Here is a 23,382-nt window from a genome sequence, read left to right on the forward strand (position 1 = left end):
GGTGCTTACCGGGGGTCACGCCAAACCAGCAGCTCGCCGGTTTTGTTTTTGTCGAAGTCGGGGCATTGTCCGTCGCCGCGGCCCGTCAGGCCCCCTTCCGGGTGGCAGATGAGCTTGCCTTTGGCGTCGTAGAGGTTCGAGAACTGGTCGCAGCAGCCCAGGGTTTCGTAGTACACCACCTTGCCTTTGTAGAGGTAGCGCGACACCTGCACGGCGGGGTTTTGCTTGGGCTCGGCCAGGTGCGACTGAATGCGGGCTTCCAGCCAGCCGGGGCGGGAGGTGGTATCGAAGGCGGTGGCCCGGGGCGGGCGCAGGTCGGTGGTGTTGGTGCTGGTGGGGTTGGGCGTATCGGTGCCGTTCACGTTGCCGGTCACGGGCGGGTCGGTGGGCGTATTCACCGTGACGCCCCGGTTGCAGGCAGTACTCAGAAAAACCGCCAGGGACGTAACGGCAACGGACAGGAACAAACGCATGGCACAGGAATTAGAGGGCGCGAATGTAGTGAACGGACGCTAAAACGGGAGGTTGCCTTCTTTAGCTCAGCAAGGCCCACACCCGCGGCCCAAACACCAGCCCGCCCACCACCAGCGCCGCCAGCGCCGTCAGCAGCACGGCCCCGGCCGCCACGTCCTTGGCCTTGCCGGCCAGCGGGTGGTATTCCGGCGAAACCAGGTCGACTACGGCTTCCAGGGCCGTGTTCAGCAGCTCGGCGGCCCACACCGTGCCCACGGCCAGCGCCACCAGCGCCCACTCGAGGCGGCCGATGCCAAAGTACCAGCCCAGCCCGATAACCACCACCGTGGCCAGGGCGTGAAAGCGCAGGTGCACCTCGGAGCCCAGCGCCGAAGTCACTCCCCGGACGGCGTGACCAAAGCTGGCCACGCGCCGCCGCAGCAGGCTGTCGTTCGGTTTGGGCTCAGCCACGGGCGTCGAATTCGCGAAAAACGGTGAGTCGCAGCTGGTCCCACTCGGGCTTCAGAATACTGAAATACACCGAATCGCGCCGCAAGCCGCCCTGGGTAAACATGTGGCTGCGCAACACGCCTTCCTCGGTGGCCCCCATGCGGCGCATGGCCTCGCGCGACTTCCAGTTGCGGGCGTCGGTTTTCAGCTCTACCCGCTCGCAGCCCAGCTCCCCGAAGGCGTACTTGAGCAGCAAATGCTTGGCGGCCCGGTTGAGGCCCGTGCGCTGGTAGTCCCGCCCAATCCACGTCCAGCCGATTTCCAGGCGCTTTTCGGGCAGGGCGAAGCTGCCGTAGCTGGTGCTGCCCACCACGCGCCCCGTCTGCCGGTCGATGATGGCGAAGGGGTAGCGGCGGTGGTTTTCCCGGTCCTGCACGGCCTGGGTCAGGTAGGCGGCCAGGCCCACGGCGTCGCCGGGGTTGGGCAGCGTAGTATAGCGCCAGATTTCGTCGTCGAAGATGACGGCCTTCAGATCTTCAAAGTCCGACGTCTCCAACGGCCGCAGCCGGACGCGGGCGTTTTCGAGCGTGATGCAGCGGGAACAGTCCATGCGGTGGGAATAGGCAGAAAAGGTCAAAACCAGAACGTCATTCCGAACGAAGTGAGGAATCTCGCGTGCTGATGTTGGAGTAGTAACTCAACTAAACACGCGAGATTCCTCGGCTTCGCTTGGAATGACGTTCTTACTCAGGCTCTACTACTTCTTAATCTCCCCGACCATGTCCTCGGGCTTCAGCCACTCGTTGAACTGCTCCTCGGTGAGGTAGCCGAGCTGCAACGCCGTTTCCTTCAGCGTCGAGCCGTTTTTGTGGGCCGTCTGGGCAATTTCGGCGGCTTTGTAGTACCCGATGTGGGGGTTCAGGGCCGTGACCAGCATCAAGGACGAATCGACGTGCTTCTTGATGTTCTCCTCGATTGGCTTGATGCCCTCGGCGCACCGGTCGTTGAACGACACGCACACGTCGCCGATCAGGCGGGCCGAGTGCAGGAAGTTGTAAATCATGACCGGCTTGAACACGTTCAGCTCGAAGTGGCCGTTCATGCCGCCGATGTTGATGGCCACGTCGTTGCCCATCACCTGGGCCGCTACCATCGTCATGGCCTCGCTCTGGGTGGGGTTTACCTTGCCGGGCATGATGCTGGAGCCGGGCTCGTTGTCGGGGATGAACAGCTCGCCGATGCCGGCGCGGGGCCCCGAAGCCAGCAGGCGCACGTCGTTGGCAATCTTCATCAGCGAAGCGGCCACCGTCTTGAGGGCGCCGTGGGCTTCCACGATGGCATCGTGGGCGGCCAGGGCCTCAAACTTGTTTTCGGCCGTGATGAAGGGCAGGCCGGTCAGGTCGGCAATGTGCTTGGCCACGGCTTCGGAGTAGCCGGGCGGCGTGTTGATGCCCGTGCCGACGGCCGTGCCGCCCAGGGCCAGCTCCGAGAGGTGAGCCAGGGTGTTATTGATAGCGCGCAGGCCGTGGTCGAGCTGGGAGGCGTAGCCCGAAAACTCCTGGCCCACGGTCAGCGGGGTGGCGTCCATCAGGTGCGTCCGGCCGATTTTCACGATGTGCATGAACTCCTCGCTCTTGCGCTTGAGCGTGTCGCGCAGCTTGGTGATGCCCGGAATGGTTACCTCCACCAGCGTCTGGTAGGCGGCAATGTGCATGGCCGTGGGGAAGGTGTCGTTGCTCGACTGCGACTTGTTCACGTCGTCGTTCGGGGCCAGCACCTTCTTTTCGTCGGCGAGGCTGCCGCCTTGCAGCACGTGGCCGCGGTAGGCAATAACCTCGTTCATGTTCATGTTCGACTGGGTGCCCGAGCCGGTTTGCCACACCACCAGCGGGAAGGCGTCGGCCAGCCCACCGGCCAGGATTTCGTCACACACCTTGCCAATCAGCTCCGCTTTTTCGGCGGGCAATACGCCGGCGTCGCGGTTGGTGAGGGCCGCGGCCTTCTTCAGAATGGCAAACGCCCGGATGATTTCCTTGGGCATGCGGTTGATATCCTGCGCAATCTGGAAGTTCTCGATAGAGCGCTGGGTCTGGGCGCCCCAGTAGGCGTCGGCCGGCACCTGCACGGTGCCCATGGTGTCTTTCTCGGTGCGGAATTGCATGTAGCGGGAATGAAGTGACGAATCCGTTTTTGGTGGCGGTAAAAGTACACAACAACCCGAACTCAGGCTTAAAAAGACGCCAGCCCCGCAAACCTCACCCCCGGCCCCTCTCCTCAGGAGAGGGGAGCCTGATGGCGCTAACGAACGAGAGCCGCAGCTTCTCAGCTGCGGCTCTCGTATTTTTACTAAGTACTAGTTTTTACTAAGTACTAGGTCGCCGGTAGCAGTGGCGGAGGCGAGAGCCGACGCGGCTGCGCAGCACCTCGCGGCTGGCTCCCTCTCCTCGGGAGAGGGCCGGGGTGAGGCTTAAAACGAGTAGTTCACCGAGGCTTTAATCACCCGGTTCTGGGCGTCGAAGTTGTTGTTCTTGTCCAACGACGACAGGCCGAAGTCGTAGCCGGCGCTCAGGCCCAGGCCGTTGTCGAACTGGTAGCCCAGGCCGCCCACCACGCCAAAGTCAACCGAGCGGAACTGGTTTTTCACGTCGAAGTCGGTGGACAAGGCATTGAAGCCCAGGGCTCCGGCCTCAACGCGCACTTTGTTGCTCACCAGAAACGAGGCCTGCGGACCACCAAACAGGTAGAAGCCGGGGGTGAGGTAGCCTTTCAGCAGCACCGGCACGTCGATGTAGGACATGCGCGAGGTGGCCGTCACCTTGGTGTTGAGGAAGTCGAACTGCTCCCAGGGCAAGGTGCCCACCAGCTTGGCGCCCTTCTCGGAGTACGACACGCCGGGCTCGATGGCAAAGCCGGGGCCGAGCGGAATGGTGGCGTAGACGCCGGCGTGGAAGCCGGGCTTCATTTCCTTGGTCACGGCCCCGTTGGTGTAGCCGGCCAGGTCCATCACGCTCTGCACGGCATCACCCGACCAGTCGGACACGTTGACGCCGGCCCGCAGGCCAAACTGCACGCCCGGCGTAGAAGCCGCCGAGCGGGCCGGAGCCGAGTACACGGGCCGGGCCGGCGCGGTAGAATAGGTGGAGCGGCGAACCTGCGCCTGAGCGGTGGAAAACGAAGCAGAAAGCAAAAGCGCGGCTACAGCCAAGCGCCCGAAAAGGCTTTTGGAGTTCATGGCAAAGGAATAAACAGGAGGGAGGATGTCAGAAAAGAAGGCGGACTGCGGCGGGGCGCCCAGTGCCGCAGCGGGCCTTCTGAGACTACACATTACAAAACCGTGCCAGTTGGCCGCCACCCGGTTTGCGGTGGTAGGTGGGTAAGGTAATAGGCTTTGTAAATCAGGTGTTTGCGTTGGAGCCGTATCGACGGAATCCGGCAAACTATCGACCGGCGCCGGGTTGGCAATAGTGGCTGGCGGCGGCGGGCGGGGTGGGAATAGCCGGCCGCGCGGTGATTTTGCCCGGCTATTCCCCGGCAGTTTGTGCCCGCGCTACGTACACCCTGTTCTTACCGTCCAACCGCTAAACACCCCCGCCCCATGAGCTCCATCAAAAAAGTAATCGAGGTATTGGCCTCGTCCGAGAAAAGCTTCGAAGACGCCCTGCAACGCGCCCTGACCGAGGCCAGCACCACCGTGCAGGGCATCAAGTCCATCTACATCAAGGACCAGAGCTGCCGGGTGCGCGACAACAAGATTGTCGAGTACCGCGTCACGGCCAAAATCAGCTTCGAGGTGATGCACAAGTGGGACCCCAGCGCCCAGCACCAGCCCGCCGCGGCCATCGACTCGCCCACGCCCGCCGGCGACGGCAGCCCCGACTACAGCCAGGTGCAGATCAAAACCCAGCCCGACCTGCCCCGCGACGTGGAGCCCGGCGGCAGCGCCACCGAGCCCCAGAGCGGCGGCGGCTACAGCGGCTAAGTAAGTAGGGGTAGGTATACCCTTTAAGCTGCCTGTCATCCTTCATCTGGTACACGCAAAGCAAAGGAACCGCCTCTTCTAAGCAACAAGGCCCATTCAAGACCCGAAAGCCCTTTATCGCCAGCGCGGTAAAGGGCTTTTCACGTTGAAGAAAGCTTGTCACTCAGGTGAGACAGGTCCTTCGCTCCACTTCGTCTCTGCTTCATGCGCAGAATGTTCAGGATGACAGGCGGAGTAGAGCCGCTCTTGCTAACCAGAGGTGCTAAAAGCTGACGCTGATTTCCACGACCTGGTCGGTGCGGCGGCCGTTGGCGGCGCCGGGCTGCCAGGCCGGCCCCTCGCAGAGCAGGCGGATGGCCTCCTGGTCGTAGTCGCGGCGCATGCCCCGCACGATCTGGAAGTTTTCGAGCTTGCCCGCCGCCGTCACCGTAAACTTCACCCGCACCGTGCCCGACAGCTCAATAGCCGGGTGTTCGGGCTCAAACTTGTTTTCGCGCCGCAGGTACTCGCGCAGGGCCAGGTAGCCGCCCACGGGCTGGGGCGTCACGATGGCGGCCGGGGGCAGGGCGGCTTTGCGGGCGGCCCCTTCCTCGGCCACGGCCCGCTTGGCCTTGCCGGCCGGCGCGGAAGCCACGGCCGCAGTCGTGGCCGGGGCCGGCAGGGTATCCGCCGCTTCCTTTAGCTCCTGCGCCGCCGGGCTGGCTTCCGACCGGGCTGCGCCGGCTGCCGGGGCGCTATACGCCACCGTGGGCGGAGCCTCCGCTACCACGGCGGCCACGTCGGCGCTGGCGGGCTCGGGGGCGGGCCGGCGGGCCGCAGCCGGCTGGGCCGGGCGGGTCCGCACCTGGGCCAGCACCCGGGGCCGGGCCGGGCGGGGTGCCGAGGCTACGGCCGGCGGGGCGGGCTCGGGGGCGGCCGGGGGCGCAGCAGCCACGGCGGCCGTTTCGGCGGCAGTCGCGGCCAACTCGCCGGCCGGGGTTGCCGCGTCGGCCGTAGCTGCTGCTGCGTTGGTCGGGGCTGGGGCGGCGGGCGGCGGGGCTACGCGGGCCAGCTCGGGCGTGGGGGCGGGCTGGCGCAGATTCCACCACAGGGCGGTGCTGGCTATTAACAAGAGAAGCACGGCGGCCACGGCCTGCCAGGCCCGGATGGCGCGGCGCGGGGTGGCTTCCTGAGCTACGCGCTGGTGCAGGCGGTGCCGGAGCTGGCTTAGGGCTTGGTCGGTGGTGGCCGCGTCGGTCAGCTCCAGGCCTTCCAGGATTTCGGCGCAGCGGGGGCAGCTCAGGGTGTGGGCCTCGATGCGGTGCTGCTCGGCGGCGGGCAGGGCTCCGGCCACGTACTGCCGCAGCAGGGGCAGCGGCAGGTGCCCGGCCGCGTCGGGAGCCGGGGGCTGGGGTGGCACAGGAGGCTGATTAGCGGGCCGCATTGGGAGCTGAGTCGAGGTAACGTTTGAGGTTGCGCTTGCCGTTTTGCAGGTGGCTTTTCACCAGGCCGAGGTCAAATCCGGTGAGTTCGGCAATGTCGCGGTAGCATTTCTTTTCCAGGTAAAACAGCTCCAGGCAGCGGCGCTGGCCCTCGGGCAGCTCGGCCAGGGCGTGTTCCAGGGCCTGCAGGCGGGCCTCGGTGAGTTCTTCATCTTCAGTGGCATCACCTGCCTGATGCAGCACCCCGGCCGATTCCATATCGGCCGCGTCGGGAAAGTGCAGCACCAGGGCCCCGTCGGGCCCGGCCCGCTGCCGGGCCCGCAGAATCATCAGGCAGTGGTTGCGGGCCGTGGCTTGCAGCCAGGCCGGAAAGTTGCCGACCTCGTGCCGCCGCAGCGTGTCGATAAGCTTCTCGAAGAGCTGCATCACCGCGTCCTGGGCGTCTTCGTCGGGGCGCAGATACTTGCGGCACACCGCAAACACCAGGGGCATGTGCCGCTCGTAGAGCACGCCCAGATCGGCCACCGCGCCCTCGAGGCGGTAGCGGACCAGCAGCTCCTCATCGGAAAGCTCGGCGGGCAACTTAGGGCGGCGTTTGAAAAACATAGACGGGGCAGGGCCGCTACGGGCTCGGGCCAAGATACGGCATCGGGCCCGTTGTTGGGTGCCCGGGCGCGGTTCCGAGTCGCACCCTCGCGACTTGGAGTCGCAGTATTCCGACCTAAAGCCGCGAGGGTGCGACTCCGAGTCGCGAGTTCCCGACCTAAAGCCGCAACCTCGCGGCTCGGAGTCACGAGTTCCCGACTCGGAGTCGCAGTATTCCGACTTGGAGTCGCAACCTCGCGACTCCGAGTCGGGACAGGGCGACAAACCGACGCGCCCGCCCGGTGCAGGACCGGACGGGCGCGGTAATGGCACCGACCACCGTAGCGCGAATTACAACCGAAGGTCAGCGCAGCTACGGTTCGCGCTACGGGTGGGGGTTACTTATCTTCCTTTTTGGCTTTGGCGGTTTTGTTCAGGCGATACGCGTAGCGCTTGCGCATCTGGGCCAGAGGGGCCTGCACGGCGCTGGTTTCGCCGTTGTCTTTGCGCAGATCTTCGTAAATATCGTCGGCTGTGACCATCACGTCGGCCCCCACGAGGCGGTAGGTATCTTCCACTTTCTGCGTCAAAGGCAGCAGCACCGCCCGTATTTCGCGCAGCTGGTTCATCAGCATTACGTCGCGCTCATACTCGGGCAGGTCGAAGGAGCGGCGGGTGAAGTCGAGGCTGGCCCGCACCGCGTCGAGGCCGGCCAGGGCATAGGGCACCCCATCGGTTCCAATTTTGCGCAGGGCGTGGCTGTCTTCTGGCTCCAGGGTGATGAGGAAGTCGAGCTTGTCCTCAATGCTTTTGAGCAGGCTGATAATCTGGGTCTGGTCGGCGGTGGGCAGCACGGCCGAAATACGGTTGCCTTGTTTCATGGGGCAGGAAACGGATAAAGGGGGTTGGATACAAAAGCCGGCCCGGCGTGGGCCCGGTTGCGGATAGCAATAGGCGGTAGGGTAGAGCGGAGAGGTAGAAGCAATCAGAGTTTTTTGTCGAAGCGGCCCTGGGTGACTTTGATGGTGTCGCAGCCGGGCTGGGCCAGGGTAAAGGCGAAGGTGCCCGAGATGATGCCCGCTGCCAGGTCCAGGCGGGTGATGGTAAACTGGCCTTTACAGGAAGTGACACCATCATCACTTGCATAGCGGGTACATCCATTTTTTCGGCCTGCATCACTATATCGCGCAGCTGAATTACTGACTGTTCCGAAAGGAAAAGTTGTACTAGAGGCAACCTGATTGCCTCCAAAGCTCAAATACTGAGCATTACTACCGGCTGAGTAGCTGTAGACTATTATATCCAAGCTGCCTCCCTGAAAACCAGGGTCATACAGCACGGCGAAGTTGGCGGTGCCATTGTTGCCGCTGGGCTGGTAGACCTGGCCGTTGACCAGGCAGCCGAAGGTGTTGGCCCCGGTCTGGGTGGCGGGGGGCAGCTGGCTTTCGGGCGCGGGGTCGTCTTGTTTGCATTTACTGCACTGGGTAAGTAGCAGCAGGGCAGCATACAGGAAGGGTTTGCCAGTCATAGCGGTAGTAGTAATGGCGAAGGGTGAAAAGCAGAAAGCCAGCGGCCCGGCCGGCCCGGCAAGGGCGGCACTAGGAGCAACTGGCAATAGGAGTGGTGCGGGTAGGAAGGGGAGCGGTGGGGCAAGATACGCGCAGCGCTCAGACGGCCAATCAGAACGGGATATTTTTACACTGGCAGCAGGCGGCGGCCGTATTCTTCCAGGCAGGGGGCGGGGGACTGGGCGCGCAGCGGGGCCAGGGCGCTGAGCAGCAGCAGCCAGAGCAGGGTAACGTGTTTCATGCGGATAGGGGGAATAGGGAGAGGATCAGAGCTTCTTATCAAAGCGGCCCTGGGTGACTTTGATCGTGTCGCAGCCGGGCTGGGCCAGGGTGAAGGCGAACGTGCCGGAGATAATGCCCGCTGTCAGGTCCAGACGCGTGATGGTCAGGCTCCCGCGAGAGTACACTGTTGATTGGTCGCTTCTATATTCATTGCAAGGGCGCAACTTATGATCGTCAATGAAAGAGGCCCCCACATCTTTATTTAGGCCTAATTCATATGCGCCAATATGGTCGATATTTATCCCACCCAATGATACTTCTTGTGTCTTCGCGACTTTCGGTTCAGGATACCGATACGTGTATATTTGAAGGGTGCCTCCCTGAAATCCGGGTTCGTAGAGTACGGCGTAGTTGGCGGTGCCATTGTTGCCGCTGGGCAAGTAGACCTGGCCATTGACCAGGCAGCCGAAGGTATTGGCCCCGGTCTGGGTGGCGGGCGGCAGCTGGCTTTCGGGGCTGGGGTCGTCTTGTTTGCACTTGCTGCACTGGGTAAGCAGCAGCAGGGCAGCATACAGGAAGGGTTTGCCAGTCATAGCGGTAGTAGTAATGGCGAAGGGTGAAAAGCAGAAAGCCAGCGGCCCGGCCGGCCCGGCAAGGGCGGCACTAGGAGCAGCTGGCAATAGGAGTGGTGCGGGTAGGAAGGGGAGCGGTGGGGGCAAGATACGCGCAGCGCTCGGAAGGCCAATCAGAACGGGATATTTTTATACTGGCAGCAGGCGGCGGCCGTATTCTTCCAGGAAGGGGGCGGGCAGCTGGGTTTTGTCGAGGGGGGCGACGAGGTAGTCCAGGTGCTGACGCAGCGAGTCGGGGGCGGAGGACTGGGCGCGCAGCGGGGCCAGGGCGCTGAGCAGCAGCAGCCAGAGCAGGATAACGTGTTTCATGCGGATAGGGGGAATAGGGAGAGGATCAGAGTTTTTTATCGAAGCGGCCCTGCGTGACCTTAATGGTGTCGCAGCCGGGCTGGGCCAGGGTGAAGGCGAACGTGCCGGAGATAATGCCCGCCGTTAAGTCCAGGCGGGTGATGGTAAACTGGCCTTTACAGGAAGTGACACCATCATCACTTGCATAGCGGGTACATCCATTTTTTCGGCCTGCATCACTATATCGCGCAGCTGAATTACTGACTGTCCCGAAAGGAAAAGTTGTACTAGAGGCAACCTGATTGCCTCCAAAGCTCAGATACTGAGCATTATTACCGGCTGAGTAGCTGTAGACTATTATATCCAGGCTGCCTCCCTGAAAACCAGGGTCATAAAGTACGGCGTAGTTGGCGGTGCCATTGTTGCCGCTGGGCAAGTAGACCTGGCCATTGACCAGGCAGCCGAAGGTATTGGCCCCGGTCTGGGTGGCGGGCGGCAGCTGGCTTTCGGGGCTGGGGTCGTCTTGTTTGCACTTGCTGCACTGGGTAAGTAGCAGCAGGGCCGCGTAGAGGAGGTAGCGGGTCATAAGAAGATAGGATAGCGTAGTCCGGCAATAGGCAGCAAGATAAGATTCCGGGCGAGACTACCGCCGCGCCGGGCGCGGGAAGTGGCGGCCCCGGCCCAAGAATTTTCCCGGCCCGGTGTGGAATCCGGGCGGCTTGGCGCATCAGACTGGTGAAACCCTTTATCCACCGTCTGCCTTATGAACAAGCTATTCCTTTTGGGGCTCGGCTGCCTGCTGGCCGCCCCGGCGCTGGCCCAGCTGCCCGCCGCCCGCCCCCAGTCCGCCCAAACGGCCCCGCCGGCCGCCGCCGAGCGCACCATCTACGGCCGCATCACCGACCGCACCGACGGCCAGGGGCTGCCCGGCGTGACGGTGACGGTAAAAGGCACCAATGTCGGCGCGGCGAGCAACCCTGGCGGCCGCTACCGTATCCTTGTTCCGAAGGGCAGCAAGACGCTCGTGTTTACCTCGGTCGGCTACGTGAGCCGGGAAATGCGCGTGCCGACCACCGATTCGCTGAACGTCAGCCTCACGCCGGATACCAAGATGCTCAGTGAGGTCGTTGTGACGGGCACCGCGCCCGCGCCCACCCGGCGCGAGGTGTCGGGCTCGGTGGCGACGCTGGAAGGCAAAGCGGCCGGGGTGCAGATCCGGGGTGCGGCACCGGCGGGGAGGATGCGGAAAAGTAAGGCCCAGCGGAGTGCACCTGTTGCAGCAGATGGATTCCGGGGGTACGATTCCGCGCCTCCCCGCCCAGTGCCGGGCCAGGGCGAGGGCTACGCCGCCATCCGCGAGAATGGCTTCCACTCGGCCCAGAAAGAGCCCCTGAGTACGTTTTCGATTGACGTGGACGCGGCCAGCTACGCCAACGTGCGCCGCTTCCTCAACCAGGGCCAGCTGCCCCCGCCCGATGCCGTGCGGGTCGAGGAAATGCTGAACTACTTCCACTACCGCTACCCCCAGCCCTCCGGCCCCGACCCGGTTTCCATCGTGACGGAGCTGGCCGTGTGCCCCTGGAACCCCGCCCACCAGCTGCTGCACGTGGCCTTGCAGGGCCGGCAGATGAGCACCCAGCAGCTGCCGCCCGCCAACCTGGTATTCCTCATCGACGTGTCGGGCTCGATGGCCTCGGACGACAAGCTGCCGCTGGTGCAGGCCGGCCTGCGCCAGCTGGTGCGCGAGCTGCGCCCCCAGGATAAGGTGGCCATTGTCGTATATGCCGGGGCCGCCGGGCTGGTGCTGCCCGCCACGCCCGGCAACCAGAAAGAAACCATCCTGGCCGCCCTCGACCGGCTGAGCGCGGGCGGCTCGACGGCGGGCGGCGAGGGGCTGCGCCTGGCCTACCAGGTGGCGCGCGAGCAGTTCCGGAAGGAAGGCAACAACCGCGTGCTGCTGGCTACCGATGGCGACTTCAACGTGGGTGAAAGCTCGGACGACGCCATGGAAAAGCTCATCACCCAGGAGCGGGAGTCGGGCGTGTTCCTGACGGTGCTGGGCGTGGGCCAGGGCAATTTGCAGGACAGCAAGATGGAGCGCCTGGCCGACAAGGGCAACGGCAACTACGCCTACCTCGACAACCTCGACGAAGCCCGCCGGGTGCTGGTGCGGCAGTTTGGCGGCACGCTGTTCACCCTGGCCCAGGACGTGAAGCTTCAGCTGGAGTTCAACCCCGCCCGGGTGCAGCAGTACCGCCTGATCGGCTACGAAAACCGCGCCCTGGCCGACGAGGACTTCAACAATGACCGCAAAGACGCCGGCGAGCTGGGCGCGGGCCACACCGTCACGGCCCTCTACGAGCTGATTCCGCCCGGCGCCCCCACCGGCATTGACCCGTTGAAATACCAGCCCAACCCCGCGCCCGTGTCGCCGGCCCCCGCCTCCGCCGACCTGATGACGGTGAAGCTGCGCTATAAGCAGCCCCAGGGCCTGACCAGCAAATTGCTCGAAACCACCCTGCGCGGCCCGGCCGGGCCCATTGCCCGGGCCTCCGAAAACCTGCGCTTCGCCGCCGCCGTGGCCCAGTTCGGCATGCTGCTGCGCCAGTCCGACCACCGGGGCACGGCCACCTACGCCAGCACCGGCGAGCTAGCCCAAGCCGCCCGCGGCCAGGATGAGGACGGCTACCGCGCCGAGTTTGTGCGCCTCGTGAAGCTGGCCGAGGGCCTGAGCCCGGTGGCCGGCACCGTGGGCACCCGCTAAGCCGCCGGCTCTTTTCCGGTATTCCTTTCTACTCCTATTTAATAAGCTACCCTCCCGATGCGTAAGCCCCCGGTTACCCTGCATATTCCTGCTTCCTGCGCCCAGCCCTGGGCCGACATGACGCCCCAGGGCGCGGGCCGGCACTGCGCCGCCTGCCAGAAAGTGGTGGTCGACTTCACCCAAAAAACCGACGCCGAAATCCTGGCGGTGCTGGCCCAGGCGGCCGGCGCGGCGTGCGGGCGGTTCGGGGCCAGCCAGCTGGGCCGGGTCTTGCAGCCGCTACCCGCGCCGCAGGGCGCGGCGTGGTGGCAAACGGCCCTGGCCGCTACCGTGGCCCTCTTCAGCTTCCGCGCCCTGGCCCCCGACGCGGCCCGAGGGCAGCAACTACGGGTGCATCCTTGGTATAGCCGCCATTCTTCCGAGCCCGAGTTTAAGCCAACTGGCAAAGACAAGCTCGCCGAGGTGGCGTTGAACAGCGAAAAGGCAGACTCGGCGGTTGTAACTGGCCGGGTGCTGGACAAAACAACCGGAGACGGACTCCCGGGAGTAGCGGTGTTAATCAAAGGCACTACTCATTATGCTTTTACTGATTCCGATGGCAACTTCTCGCTGCCAGTAGCTAATGATGAGCGGAGGCTTCCGCTAACTTTTAAACAATTAGGCTACCTGGGCATAGAAATTCCGCAGCCTGCACAGCCGTTCGTGGAAGTAAAGATGGAAGTCGAGACAATGGGGTACTTGGCGCCATATACTCCCAAAGGCATATGGCAGCGGCTAAGCTTGATTCCCTGGCGTGTGAAAAATGCCCTGCACCGGGAGTAGCCATGAAAAGCGCTGCCCTTTTTGTGCTCCTCCGGCTGTGTCCGCAGGCCCAAACGGGTCTGCGGCGGCTGGGCCGACTGTGGCCCTGGCCCAACCGGGCCGGGCCGCCGGTGTGCCGGGCACCACCCGGGCGGGCCGAGGTCCGGCGGGTGTTACCGCTTCCCGCAACGCGGATCAATAGGAAAGAACTCCTGGCTGGTGGGCGACTGGTCAGGAGTTTTTGCGTGTAAAGGGTGGGGCTAACGATGGATATAGGATAGGTATTGTGCAATTGATGGCAATTTGTTTTGGCCAAAATTATATTAGAAAAAAGCGGCTTACTCCGGGTTACGTATCGGCGGGGTGCGGTATAAACAACCACTATGCGGCGCTGATTTCGCCGCTCATCCGAAAAGATCTGCTCCGCCGGCAGAGCACTTTCGCCCGTTTTCAGGCCCGTCGGCGCGCGACGACCGGGCTTGACTACGCACCGCTTTTCCTGGAAAAGTTCTGAATCTGGTTTGCCGGGTTCGGTGGCGGAAGCATGGCCTTTTCGGAGGAGTATTTTCTCCTTTCCCTAACTCCCGACTGGTATGAACCTAAACCGCTTGCGGCCCCTGTGGCTGCTGGCCGGCGGCTTGCTGCTGCCCGCCTGTCACCAACAATACTCTACCGAAGTGCAGCAGGACGTGGCCAGCGCCTACGAAACGCCCGAAGCGGCCCCGCTGCCCGAAGCCGCGCCGCCCGCGGTAGGCAACACCGAATCGTACGCCCGGCTGCCGGAAAACCGGTTTGAGGACGTGCGCCGGGCCCCGCTCAGCACCTTCGCCATCGACGTGGACCCGGCCAGCTACGCCAACGTGCGCCGCTTCCTGACCCAGAACCGCCAGCTGCCGCCCCCCGAGGCCGTGCGCTTAGAAGAGCTGATTAACTACTTCCACTACGACTACCCCCAGCCCCGCCAAACCGATGCTCCGGCCACGCTGAACGCCGAAGTGGCCCGCTGCCCCTGGAACCCCGCGCACCAGCTGGTGCTGGTGGGCGTGCAGGGCCGGGAAGTAGCCACGTCCGCGCTGCCGCCCGCCAACCTGGTGTTCCTGCTCGACGTGTCGGGCTCGATGGAAGACGAAAACAAGCTGCCCTTGCTCAAAGCCAGCCTGCGCCAGCTGCTGCCCACGCTGCGCCCCCAGGATTATGTCTCGATTGTGGTGTATGCCGGGGCGGCGGGCCTGGTGCTGCCGCCCACGCCGGGCAGCCGGCCCCAGGAAATACTGGCGGCGCTGGATAACCTGGAAGCCGGGGGCTCGACGGCCGGGGGCGCCGGGCTGCGGCTGGCCTACCAGGTAGCGCGCGAGCAGGCCCGCCCCGGCACCAACAACCGCATTATCCTGGCCACCGACGGCGACTTCAACGTGGGTGAAAGCTCGGACGCGGCCCTGGAGCAGCTCGTGACTCGGGAGCGGCAATCGGGCGTGTTTCTCACGGTGCTGGGCTTCGGGCAGGGCAATTTGCAGGACAGTAAGATGGAAGTGCTGGCCGACAAGGGCAACGGCAACTACGCCTACATTGACAACCTGAATGAGGCCCGGCGGGTGCTGGTGCAGCAGTTTGGCGGCACCCTGTTTACGCTGGCCAAGGATGTGAAAGTGCAGGTCGAGTTCAACCCGGCCCAGGTGCAGCAGTATCGCCTGCTGGGCTACGAAAACCGCCTGCTGGCCGCCGAGGACTTCAACGACGATACCAAGGATGCCGGCGAGCTGGGGGCGGGCCAGCAGGTGACGGCCCTCTACGAAATCGTGCCGACCGGCGCCCAGCCCGGCGCCGACGCGCTGAAGTACCAGGCCGGTCCTGCGGCGTCGGCCGCTGCCAGTACCGAGCTGCTCACGGTGAAGCTGCGCTACCAGGAGCCGCGGGGCAGCGCCAGCCGCCTGCTCACCCTGCCGGTGCCCGGCCGCCACGGCGGCCCCATCGAAGCAGCCTCCGACAACCTGCGCCAAGCGGCGGCCGTGGCCGAGTTCGGGCTGCTGCTGCGGCAGTCGGAGCACCGGGGCACGGCCAGCTACGCGGCGGCCGGGCAGCTGGCCGAGTCGGTACAGGGGCCGGATGCGGACGGCGCGCGCCGGGAGTTTGCCGAGCTGGTGCGGCAGGCCGCCGAGCTCAGCGCCGAAGCCGCCCGGGTACCGGACGAAGAGGGGCGGCGCTACCGGTAAAACAGGGCCTCCAGACCCGGCGCGGGCGGCCGTTTGTGGGGCGGCTACCGAACGTTTGTTCGTAGCAAGCGGCAAAATTTAATTTGGAATTGCCAGAACTCGGCCCCACCTTGCCGCCGCAAAGCACCTGATTCTCATGACCCAGTACACCGGCCGCTTCTATTTTAGCTATTACTTCTACTACGCCCACGCGTAGTCGAGCGGTCCTCCTGTAGCTTTTCCCCACCGAAATTCTCAGCGCCTCTCGACCACCTCGGGAGGCGCTTTTTTTACGCTCATTTTCTGCCTCACATGCCTGCTTCAGTGTTCTTCTATTACGGCTACTACTACTTCTTCTTTACGAAGAAGCGGGGCCCCGTTTGCCAAAGCTGACCACCAGTACAGCACCAGAAGCAAAACAGGCCCCGCACTCCGGAGGCCTTTTTTTATGTCCATTTCCAATACCCCGCAGTATGCTTTCCACCGTCGCCATCCAGGGCTTTGAAGGTAGTTTTCACCAGATAGCCGCCCGCCACTACTTCGGCCCCGCGGCCCTGACGGCGCCCTGCGCCACGTTTGGGGAAGTGGTGCGCCAGGTGAGCAGCGGCACGGCCGGGCACGGGCTGATGGCCATTGAAAACTCCATTGCCGGCAGCATCTTGCCCAACTACAACCTGCTGCGCCAGGCCGGCCTGCGCGTGACCGGGGAAGTGTACCTGCAAATCCGCCAGCACCTGATGGCGTTGCCCGGCCAGCCGCTCGACGACATCAGGGAAGTGCACTCCCACCCCATGGCCCTGCTGCAGTGCGCCGACTTCCTGAGCCAGCACGGCCCCTGGCGCCTGGTCGAGACGGAGGACACGGCCCTGAGCGCCCAGCGCATCCGGGAGGGGCTGCGCACCGGCACCGCCGCCGTGGCCGGCAAGCTGGCCGCCGAGCTGTTCGATCTGGAAATCCTGGCCAAGGACATTCACTCCGAAAAGAAGAACTACACCCGCTTTCTAGTGGTCGACCGGCCCGAAAATGCGGCGGCGGTGGTGGCGCCCAACAAGGCCTCGCTCTACTTCCACACCACCCACGCCCAGGGCAGCCTGGCCCAGGTGCTCATCCGCATTGCCGACCAAGGCATCAACCTCTCCAAGCTGCAGTCCTTCCCGATTCCGGCCAAAACCTGGCACTACTACTTCCACGCCGACCTCGAATTCGACGACCCGGCCCAGCTCGAAGCGGCGTTGCAAGCCATGAAGCCGGTGACCGAGGGCCTGGAAGTGCTGGGCATCTACCACAAAGGCACCACGCATAAGTGAGCCCGAACCCGTAGAATAAGAACGTCATGCAGAGCGAAGCGAAGCATCTCGCGTGCTGACGTTGCCAGAGTAATCTGATTACCACTGCACGCGAGATGCTTCGGCTCCGCCTCTGCATGACCAACGAAAAAGCAGAACCCCCATGCAAGTCTCCGTCGCCAGCCGTTTGCAGCACACCCAGGAATACTACTTCTCCCGTAAGCTGCGCGAAATTGACGCTATGAATAAAGCCGGGGCCCAGGTTATCAACCTCGGCATCGGCAGCCCCGACCTGCCGCCCCACCCGCGCGTGGTTGCCGCCCTTACCTCGGCCGCCGAGCAGCCCAATACCCACGCCTACCAGAACTACAAGGGCGTGCCGGCCCTGCGCCAGGCCATGACCAGCTGGTATGAGCGCAGCTACGGCGTGACGCTGGACCCCGAAACCGAGGTGCTGCCCCTGCTGGGCTCCAAGGAAGGCATTATCCATGTGAGCATGACCTTCCTGGAAGCCGGCGACGAAGTGCTGATTCCGAACCCCGGCTACCCGGCCTACCGCGCCGCCGCCCACCTGGCCGGCGCCACGCCCCTGGACTACGACCTGACCGCCGAAAACCACTGGCTGCCCGACCTGGAAGCCCTGGCCCGGCGCGACCTGAGCCGGGTGAAGCTGATGTGGGTCAACTACCCCCACATGCCCACCGGCACTCCGCCCGACGCGGCTTTCTTCGCCCGGCTGGTGGCCTTTGCCACCGCGCACGACATCCTGCTGGTCCACGACAACCCCTACAGCTTCATCCTGAACCAGGAGCCGGCTCAGAGCCTGCTGGCCGTGCCCGGGGCCCGGGAAGTGGTGCTGGAGCTCAACTCGCTGAGCAAGTCGCACAACATGGCGGGCTGGCGCGTGGGCATGCTCGTGGGCCGCGCCGACCTCTTGCAGGAAGTGCTGCGCTTTAAGAGCAACCTCGACTCGGGTATGTTCTTGCCGGTGCAGCTGGCCGCCGTCGAAGCCCTGAGCCTGGATGAAAGCTGGTACCAGGAGCTCAACGCCCACTACGCCGCCCGCCGGGAGCTGGTCTTCGCGCTGCTCGACACCATCGGCTGCCGCTACGAGCGAAACCAGGTGGGCCTGTTCGTGTGGGCCGCCATTCCGGCCGGGTACGCCGACGGCTACGCCCTGAGCGACGAGCTACTGCACGCGGCCAAGGTATTTATTACCCCCGGCGGCATCTTCGGCTCCAACGGCAACGGTTTCATCCGCGTCAGCCTCTGCCAAACCACCCAGGTGCTGGAACAAGCATTAACCCGAATCAAAGCCAGCAGAAGCTAATACGCCCACTGCGAACCTCAGCGCCACCCGCCGCGGACCTCCGCGGGAAACTCTTCCAGAACACATGATTACGACAATAATCGGCTTAGGACTTATCGGCGGCTCCCTGGCCATCAGCCTGAAAGAACAAGGCCTGACCCAGCACGTCATCGGCGTAGACCACAGCCCCGCAAACCTGCGAAAGGCCCAGGACCTGCGCCTCATCGACGAAGGCACCGCCGACCTAGCCGCCGCCGTGCGCCGCGCCAACCTGGTGGTGGTGGCCGTGCCGATGGACGCCATGCTGACCGTGCTGCCCCAGGTGCTGGACGACGTGGATCAGCAGGTGGTTATCGACGTGGGCTCTACCAAGTCGATGCTGCTGGCGGCCGTGGCCGGGCACCCGCGCCGGGGCCGCTTCGTGGCGGTACACCCCATGGCCGGCACCGAGTACTCCGGCCCCGAAGCCGCCGTGCCCGGGCTGTTTACCGACAAAACCCTGGTTATCTGCGACGCCGAGCAGAGCGACGCCGACGCCGTGAACCAGGTGCAGCGCCTGTTCGAGCAGCTCCGGATGCGCATCGAATACCTCGACGCCGCCGCCCACGACTTGCACACGGCTTACGTCTCGCACATTTCCCACATTACCTCTTTTGCCCTGGCCCTCACGGTATTAGAGAAAGAAAAAGAGGAGCAACAGATTTTTGCCCTGGCCAGCGGCGGCTTCGCCTCCACGGTGCGCCTGGCCAAAAGCTCGCCCGATATGTGGGTGCCCATCTTCCGCCAAAACCGCGTCAACGTCCTCGACGTGCTCGACGAGCACATCCACCAGCTTCAGCACCTGCGCCACCTCATTGCCCAGGAAGACTACCCCGCCGTCTACCAGCAAATCGAGCAAGCCAACCTGATTAAGAAGATTTTGAAGTAAGAACAACAGCTAGCAAGCTAAGAAGCTAGAAAACTAGTTCCCCTCCTCAGATGAGGAGGGGCTAGGGGTGGTTGAAACCGCAGAACGACGTTTAGAACTAGCTTCCAACTCTTAGTAAACCACCCCGCCCTTCGGGCACCCCTCCTTGAAAAAAGGAGGGGAACTAGAATAGCTTCTCGCTCAACTCCCCACAAAAAACTCAAACCCAACATACATCATGCAATCCGCACTTTTCAACCGCCAGCCCGACGACAAACCCTTCCTGATTTCGGGCCCCTGCTCGGCTGAAACCGAGGAGCAAGTCCTCGAAACCTGCCAGCGCCTGGCCGCCACTGGCAAGGTGCAGGCCCTGCGCGCCGGCATCTGGAAGCCCCGCACCAAGCCCGGCGGCTTCGAGGGCATCGGCACCAAGGGCCTGCCCTGGCTTAAGAAAGCCGGCGAGCTGACCGGCCTGCCCATTGCCGTGGAAGTAGCCACCGCCAAGCACGTGGAAGACTGCCTGGCCTTCGGCGTGGATATTCTCTGGGTGGGCGCCCGCACCACTGGTAACCCGTTCTCGGTGCAGGAAATTGCCAACGTGCTGCGCGGCGTGCAGGTGCCGGTGCTGGTCAAGAACCCGATTCACCCCGAGCTGGAGCTGTGGGTGGGCGCCGTGGAGCGCCTCAAAAAGGCCGGTCTGGAGAAAGTCGGCCTCATTCACCGGGGCTTCAGCTCCTACGGCAACACCGACTTCCGCAACGCCCCGATGTGGCACCTACCCATCGAAATGAAGCGCCGCCACCCCGACATGCCCCTGCTCTGCGACCCCAGCCACATCTGCGGCCGCCGCGACACGCTCTTCGCCGTGGCCCAGCAGGCCCTCAACCTGGGCTTCGACGGCAACATGATTGAAAGCCACATCGACCCCGATAACGCCTGGAGCGACGCCAAGCAGCAGATTACCCCCGAAGTGCTCCGCGACCTGATCCAGGACCTGGTGTGGCGCCACGAAACCACCGACCAGCGCGAGTTTCTGACCGCCCTGTCCAGCCTGCGTGAGCAAATCAACCAGCTCGACGCCGAAATCATCCAGCTGTTGGGCCGCCGCATGGCCGTGGCCGAGAAAATTGGGGTCTACAAGAAGGAAAACGACATCACCATTCTCCAGACCGGCCGTTGGAACGAGGTGCTGGAGCGGGCCCAGCGTCAGGGCAGCTCCGTGGGCCTCACCCCGGAGTTTATCGAGCAGTACTTCGCCGCCGTGCATTTGGAGTCCATCAACCACCAAAACAAGGTGATGGAAGGCTAAGCCCCGTACCTGGCACAATCAAAAAAGCCCCGCATCGTAGCTGATGCGGGGCTTTTTTGAGGGTAGTCGGATAATTGCCTAGTGCGTCACCTGGATCTGCTCCCGGCTCAGCACCTTCTTCCCGTCAAGCACGTGCAGGAAGTAGATGCCCGGGGCCAGCCGGCGGGTGTCGAGCTGCAGGGCCGCGCCGGTCAGCTGCTTGCTGAGCTGCTCCCGGCTGTAGGAGTCGTAGAGGCGTACCGTGAGCGGCGCACTGGTCACCACCGGCCGCTGCACCGTCAGGCGGTCCTGCACGGGGTTCGGGTAGGTCGACACCACCACTTCGTCTTTCTTGGTACCGCGGTATACCGGGCAGAACACGTAGGGCGGCAGGTTCGGGGTATTCACGTAGGTACCGGCCCAGGTCTGGGTGTTGCAGGTGCTGGCCGATACGGCCACGGACGTGCCGGAGTTACCGGCCGCAACCTCAATATCGGCCATGCCATCGTACTGCGGGCTGGGCACGCCGTTAATCTCCCAGTGGTAGTCGCCGTCGGTGCCAATGGAGCTGACGCTGAAGTAAACCGGGAAGCCGGGGCAGGCTTCGGTAGCGGAGGCGGTGAGCTGCAGGCGGCCGTAGCCAATGGCAATCTGCAGGGGTTGCGAATTGCTGACGAAGCAGCCGTTGCCCATCTGCGCGGTCAGCGTCACGGTGCCGACGCTGTTGGCCGATACCGGCGTCAGCGTCACCTCGTTCGAGCCCGGCGTGCTGCTGGCCGTCACAATACCGGCCGGCGACACCGTCCAGCCCGTTACGGCTCCGAAGGGCGGCGTAATCGTGTAGAGGCTGGCGGCCCCCGAGCAGATTACGTTGGAGCCGCTGATGTTCGTTGCGGGGTAGGGGTTGCACTGCGAGGTGCAGTTTAGCACCGTATTGCTGCGGCCCTCCAACTCGTTGAAAATCCACTGTCCGTTCCGGTCGGTGAAGACGGTGTGGGGCTGGTTGTAATACGTGCGGCCAAACGTGGAGAAGCTTTCCTGGGCAATGAACTTGTTGACGGTCGGCGTGGTGCTGACCCCGTAGATGTAGGCACTCTGCAGGCTGTTCTGGTCGATGATGGAGGCGTCGATGCCGCTGGCCGTGGGCAGGAAGCTGAACGACTCCACGGCTTCGGCATGCACGGAAGCATCAATGAAGGGCATCCAGCTGCCGCCGTAGCGCTGGCGGAAGCCCCCGGGCACCCCCGATACCGGCTCGGTGCCGCCGGGCACCCCGTCCCAGGCCAGCAGGCCGCTGGGGCAGTTGTACTGGCGCTGAAACAGCGTCTGCGTGCTGGTAAACAGCCCGAACAGCAACCGAATCTTCTGCTTCAGGGAAATGTACGATACCCGTCTCGACTGCCCGCCGGCGGGCAGAGCGTTGACCACCAGCTCGGTTTCGTAGCTTACCCGGGAAATCCAGGGCAGCGGGGAGATAAACAACCGGCCGTTGAGGCGGGCCAGCTCGGCGTAGGGGGCAAACAGGCTGACGCCGCACTGCGAGCCCTGACTGACGGCCACCGTGCGGTAGGCCGGCTGGGTGGCGCCAAACGTAATCATGTTGCGGTAGGTGCCGTTGAGGAAGGTATTGGCTTCGAAGCCGCCCGAGCCGTCGGTGGCGCGGTGCACCAGCAGCTGGCGGGTGGCGGGCTCATCGAGCAGCAGGTTGGCCTGCTTCAGCGCGTCGCTCATGTCGGCCGTCGAGAAGGGGCCCACGTTGAACACGGCCTGCCGGCTCAGGGCCTGAATGCCCAGCGGGACGTTGGCGCCGCGCTGGGGGCTGTCCTGCAAAATCAGCAGCCGCGTGTGGGAGTTGCGGCCCGCCTTGGTCATTTCGGCCAGCTTGTAGCGCGAAATCAACCCGCCCATCGAAATGCCAATCACGGCGTTGGCCTGCCCCGAGGCAATGCCGCCGACTTTGTTGGCATTCACGTAGTTCACCACTTCCTCAAACACCTGCGCATTGCGCAGCAAGTCGTCGGTGCCGTTTTTGAAGTCGATAAACACAATGTCGTACTGCCCCAGGTTGTCCAGGTCGTTGTAGAGGTTGTAGTTGCCGGGGTTGCTGATTTCCTGCATGAACTGCGTGATGGAGTAGTTATCCTTCTGAATAGCAGGGGCAATGAAGTGCTTGTCGTAGCCTTCTACCACAATCAGGGGCTTGGTCAGCTGGGTGTGGGTGCCGCCGTAGCGGATGGATACCGTGGCGCCGGCGTGCACCCCGGCCCGGGCCGGAAAGTCGATGTTGGGCGTGGCGGTGCCGTAGCGGCAGTTGGTGCAGGCGGGCTGAGCAACTTCGATGTCGAAGTGGCTTTCGTAGCTGACCGTATTCTTAATAGGAATGGCAATCTGGTCCTTTTTGCTCTTGCCGGGCTGCTCTTTGGCGTCGACGGGGAAGAACGACAGGCTGAACGTAGCCCGCACCTTGATGCGCTTGGTGCCGGCCGTGCCGTAGTTGGCCGATATGGGCTGCCCGAAGCCGGTAGTCACGTAGCCGCGCCCGTCGCCGAAGTCGATGCTCAGGCTCGAAGGAGCGTTGCCGCCGTTCTGAATGAACAGGTCCTGCGGAAACACGAAGGACACCGTGCCGGACGCGGAATAGGTGGTGGCGGGGGCGGCGGCAAACACCGTTTTGACGGCGTAAGGGCTCTGGGCGCGGCCCGGCACGTCGTACACCTGCCCGTTCTGGTAGGAAAGCAGGTTGGCACTGAAGGCATCGGGGCGCACGGCCGAGTAGCTGATGCGCTGCACCATGAGCGGAATAGCGTTGCCCGCGGCCGCCACGTCCGCGTCAATCCGCGCGTTCAGGGTCTGGAGCGTGGGCAGCGGGTTGTTGCCGGTGATGTTAGCCGTGTACACCGTGCCGTAGAGGTAGCGGAAACCATCCGGGGTGGTGCGGCTGCTGTCGGTGAGCGTACCGTTGAAAATATCGAGCGGCACGAGCGGAATGGCGTAGTCCGCTAAAAAGCCGGTCGGAATCTGGCTCTTGTCGAGCGGCGCAAACAGGTAGTTCTGCTCCTGCTGGCCGATCTGCTGAGTAGGAACGCTGACGGCCATGCTTTTCTGCGCACGCGCCGGCCCGAAGCCCAGCAGCATGGCTGCCAGGAATAAGTAATGTTTTTTCATAAAAAAATATAATTAAAAATAAACCTGTACTAACGATAATAGGCCCGGGATAACACGACTTGTTTTAGGTAGTGG

Annotated in this window: 21 protein-coding genes; 8 read left to right on the forward strand and 13 right to left on the reverse strand. The window is 63.7% G+C overall.

The annotated features are described in order from the left end of the window. Positions 1-5: 5 nt before the first annotated feature. From E5K00_RS13220 to E5K00_RS13240, 5 genes are all read right to left on the reverse strand, one after another. Positions 6-473 carry a DUF6970 domain-containing protein gene (locus E5K00_RS13220; RefSeq protein ID WP_135463802.1) on the reverse strand — a complete coding sequence of 156 codons (468 nt, stop codon included), beginning with the start codon at positions 471-473 and terminating at the stop codon, positions 6-8. 61 nt (positions 474-534) lie between these two features. After that, on the reverse strand, positions 535-924 hold the full coding sequence (locus E5K00_RS13225) for a diacylglycerol kinase family protein (protein ID WP_210114320.1): 390 nt from the start codon (positions 922-924) through the stop codon (positions 535-537). Further along, positions 917-1,513, reverse strand: coding sequence for a GNAT family N-acetyltransferase (locus tag E5K00_RS13230; RefSeq protein ID WP_135463803.1), 597 nt, complete (start codon positions 1,511-1,513; stop codon positions 917-919). The genes E5K00_RS13225 and E5K00_RS13230 overlap by 8 nt, the downstream gene beginning before the upstream one ends. Before the next feature lie 147 nt (positions 1,514-1,660). Next, positions 1,661-3,064: a class II fumarate hydratase gene (gene fumC / locus E5K00_RS13235; protein ID WP_135463804.1), complete on the reverse strand. Its 1,404-nt coding sequence runs from the start codon at positions 3,062-3,064 to the stop codon at positions 1,661-1,663. Between the two features lie 306 nt (positions 3,065-3,370). Next, positions 3,371-4,090: a porin family protein gene (locus E5K00_RS13240; RefSeq protein ID WP_245328291.1), complete on the reverse strand. Its 720-nt coding sequence runs from the start codon at positions 4,088-4,090 to the stop codon at positions 3,371-3,373. A 408-nt stretch (positions 4,091-4,498) separates the two neighbouring features. Here E5K00_RS13240 and E5K00_RS13245 point away from each other — a divergent pair, with 408 nt between their 5' ends. After that, positions 4,499-4,882 carry a dodecin family protein gene (locus E5K00_RS13245; RefSeq protein ID WP_135463806.1) on the forward strand — a complete coding sequence of 128 codons (384 nt, stop codon included), beginning with the start codon at positions 4,499-4,501 and terminating at the stop codon, positions 4,880-4,882. A 262-nt stretch (positions 4,883-5,144) separates the two neighbouring features. Here the strand turns inward: E5K00_RS13245 and E5K00_RS13250 are convergent, their stop codons facing one another. The 7 genes from E5K00_RS13250 to E5K00_RS13280 all read right to left on the reverse strand — a co-directional run bounded on the left by E5K00_RS13250 (position 5,145) and on the right by E5K00_RS13280 (position 10,184). Beyond that, positions 5,145-6,281: an energy transducer TonB gene (locus tag E5K00_RS13250; RefSeq protein WP_167856878.1), complete on the reverse strand. Its 1,137-nt coding sequence runs from the start codon at positions 6,279-6,281 to the stop codon at positions 5,145-5,147. A gap of 10 nt (positions 6,282-6,291) precedes the next feature. Beyond that, positions 6,292-6,909 carry an RNA polymerase sigma factor gene (locus E5K00_RS13255; RefSeq protein ID WP_135463808.1) on the reverse strand — a complete coding sequence of 206 codons (618 nt, stop codon included), beginning with the start codon at positions 6,907-6,909 and terminating at the stop codon, positions 6,292-6,294. A 377-nt stretch (positions 6,910-7,286) separates the two neighbouring features. Next, positions 7,287-7,769 (reverse strand): hypothetical protein, encoded by a 483-nt coding sequence (locus tag E5K00_RS13260; protein WP_135463809.1) that lies wholly within the window; start codon positions 7,767-7,769, stop codon positions 7,287-7,289. 104 nt (positions 7,770-7,873) lie between these two features. Beyond that, positions 7,874-8,416: a DUF6252 family protein gene (locus tag E5K00_RS13265; RefSeq protein WP_135463810.1), complete on the reverse strand. Its 543-nt coding sequence runs from the start codon at positions 8,414-8,416 to the stop codon at positions 7,874-7,876. A gap of 306 nt (positions 8,417-8,722) precedes the next feature. Then, positions 8,723-9,271, reverse strand: coding sequence for a DUF6252 family protein (locus tag E5K00_RS13270; RefSeq protein ID WP_135463811.1), 549 nt, complete (start codon positions 9,269-9,271; stop codon positions 8,723-8,725). A 168-nt stretch (positions 9,272-9,439) separates the two neighbouring features. Continuing rightward, on the reverse strand, positions 9,440-9,619 hold the full coding sequence (locus E5K00_RS13275) for a hypothetical protein (RefSeq protein WP_135463812.1): 180 nt from the start codon (positions 9,617-9,619) through the stop codon (positions 9,440-9,442). A gap of 25 nt (positions 9,620-9,644) precedes the next feature. Beyond that, positions 9,645-10,184: a DUF6252 family protein gene (locus E5K00_RS13280; RefSeq protein WP_135463813.1), complete on the reverse strand. Its 540-nt coding sequence runs from the start codon at positions 10,182-10,184 to the stop codon at positions 9,645-9,647. 177 nt (positions 10,185-10,361) lie between these two features. Here E5K00_RS13280 and E5K00_RS13285 point away from each other — a divergent pair, with 177 nt between their 5' ends. From E5K00_RS13285 to E5K00_RS13315, 7 genes are all read left to right on the forward strand, one after another. Continuing rightward, the gene (locus tag E5K00_RS13285; protein WP_135463814.1) at positions 10,362-12,362 is read left to right on the forward strand and encodes a vWA domain-containing protein; all 2,001 of its coding nucleotides are present in this window, start codon (positions 10,362-10,364) and stop codon (positions 12,360-12,362) included. A gap of 57 nt (positions 12,363-12,419) precedes the next feature. Next, positions 12,420-13,184: a carboxypeptidase-like regulatory domain-containing protein gene (locus E5K00_RS13290; protein WP_245328292.1), complete on the forward strand. Its 765-nt coding sequence runs from the start codon at positions 12,420-12,422 to the stop codon at positions 13,182-13,184. 572 nt (positions 13,185-13,756) lie between these two features. Beyond that, complete coding sequence (locus E5K00_RS13295) at positions 13,757-15,373, forward strand: vWA domain-containing protein (RefSeq protein ID WP_135463815.1); 1,617 nt, start codon at positions 13,757-13,759, stop codon at positions 15,371-15,373. 452 nt (positions 15,374-15,825) lie between these two features. Continuing rightward, positions 15,826-16,659 carry a prephenate dehydratase gene (locus E5K00_RS13300; RefSeq protein ID WP_135463816.1) on the forward strand — a complete coding sequence of 278 codons (834 nt, stop codon included), beginning with the start codon at positions 15,826-15,828 and terminating at the stop codon, positions 16,657-16,659. Between the two features lie 142 nt (positions 16,660-16,801). Then, positions 16,802-17,968: a pyridoxal phosphate-dependent aminotransferase gene (locus tag E5K00_RS13305; protein ID WP_135463817.1), complete on the forward strand. Its 1,167-nt coding sequence runs from the start codon at positions 16,802-16,804 to the stop codon at positions 17,966-17,968. Between the two features lie 64 nt (positions 17,969-18,032). After that, positions 18,033-18,875 (forward strand): prephenate dehydrogenase, encoded by an 843-nt coding sequence (locus E5K00_RS13310; RefSeq protein ID WP_135463818.1) that lies wholly within the window; start codon positions 18,033-18,035, stop codon positions 18,873-18,875. A 217-nt stretch (positions 18,876-19,092) separates the two neighbouring features. Further along, entirely contained in the window at positions 19,093-20,163 is a 1,071-nt protein-coding gene (locus E5K00_RS13315) for a chorismate mutase (RefSeq protein ID WP_135463819.1), read from the forward strand. A 78-nt stretch (positions 20,164-20,241) separates the two neighbouring features. Here the strand turns inward: E5K00_RS13315 and E5K00_RS13320 are convergent, their stop codons facing one another. Then, the gene (locus tag E5K00_RS13320; protein ID WP_135463820.1) at positions 20,242-23,307 is read right to left on the reverse strand and encodes a T9SS type A sorting domain-containing protein; all 3,066 of its coding nucleotides are present in this window, start codon (positions 23,305-23,307) and stop codon (positions 20,242-20,244) included. Positions 23,308-23,382 lie beyond the last annotated feature (75 nt).

Source organism: Hymenobacter aquaticus (assembly GCF_004765605.1).
GTDB lineage: Bacteria > Bacteroidota > Bacteroidia > Cytophagales > Hymenobacteraceae > Hymenobacter > Hymenobacter aquaticus.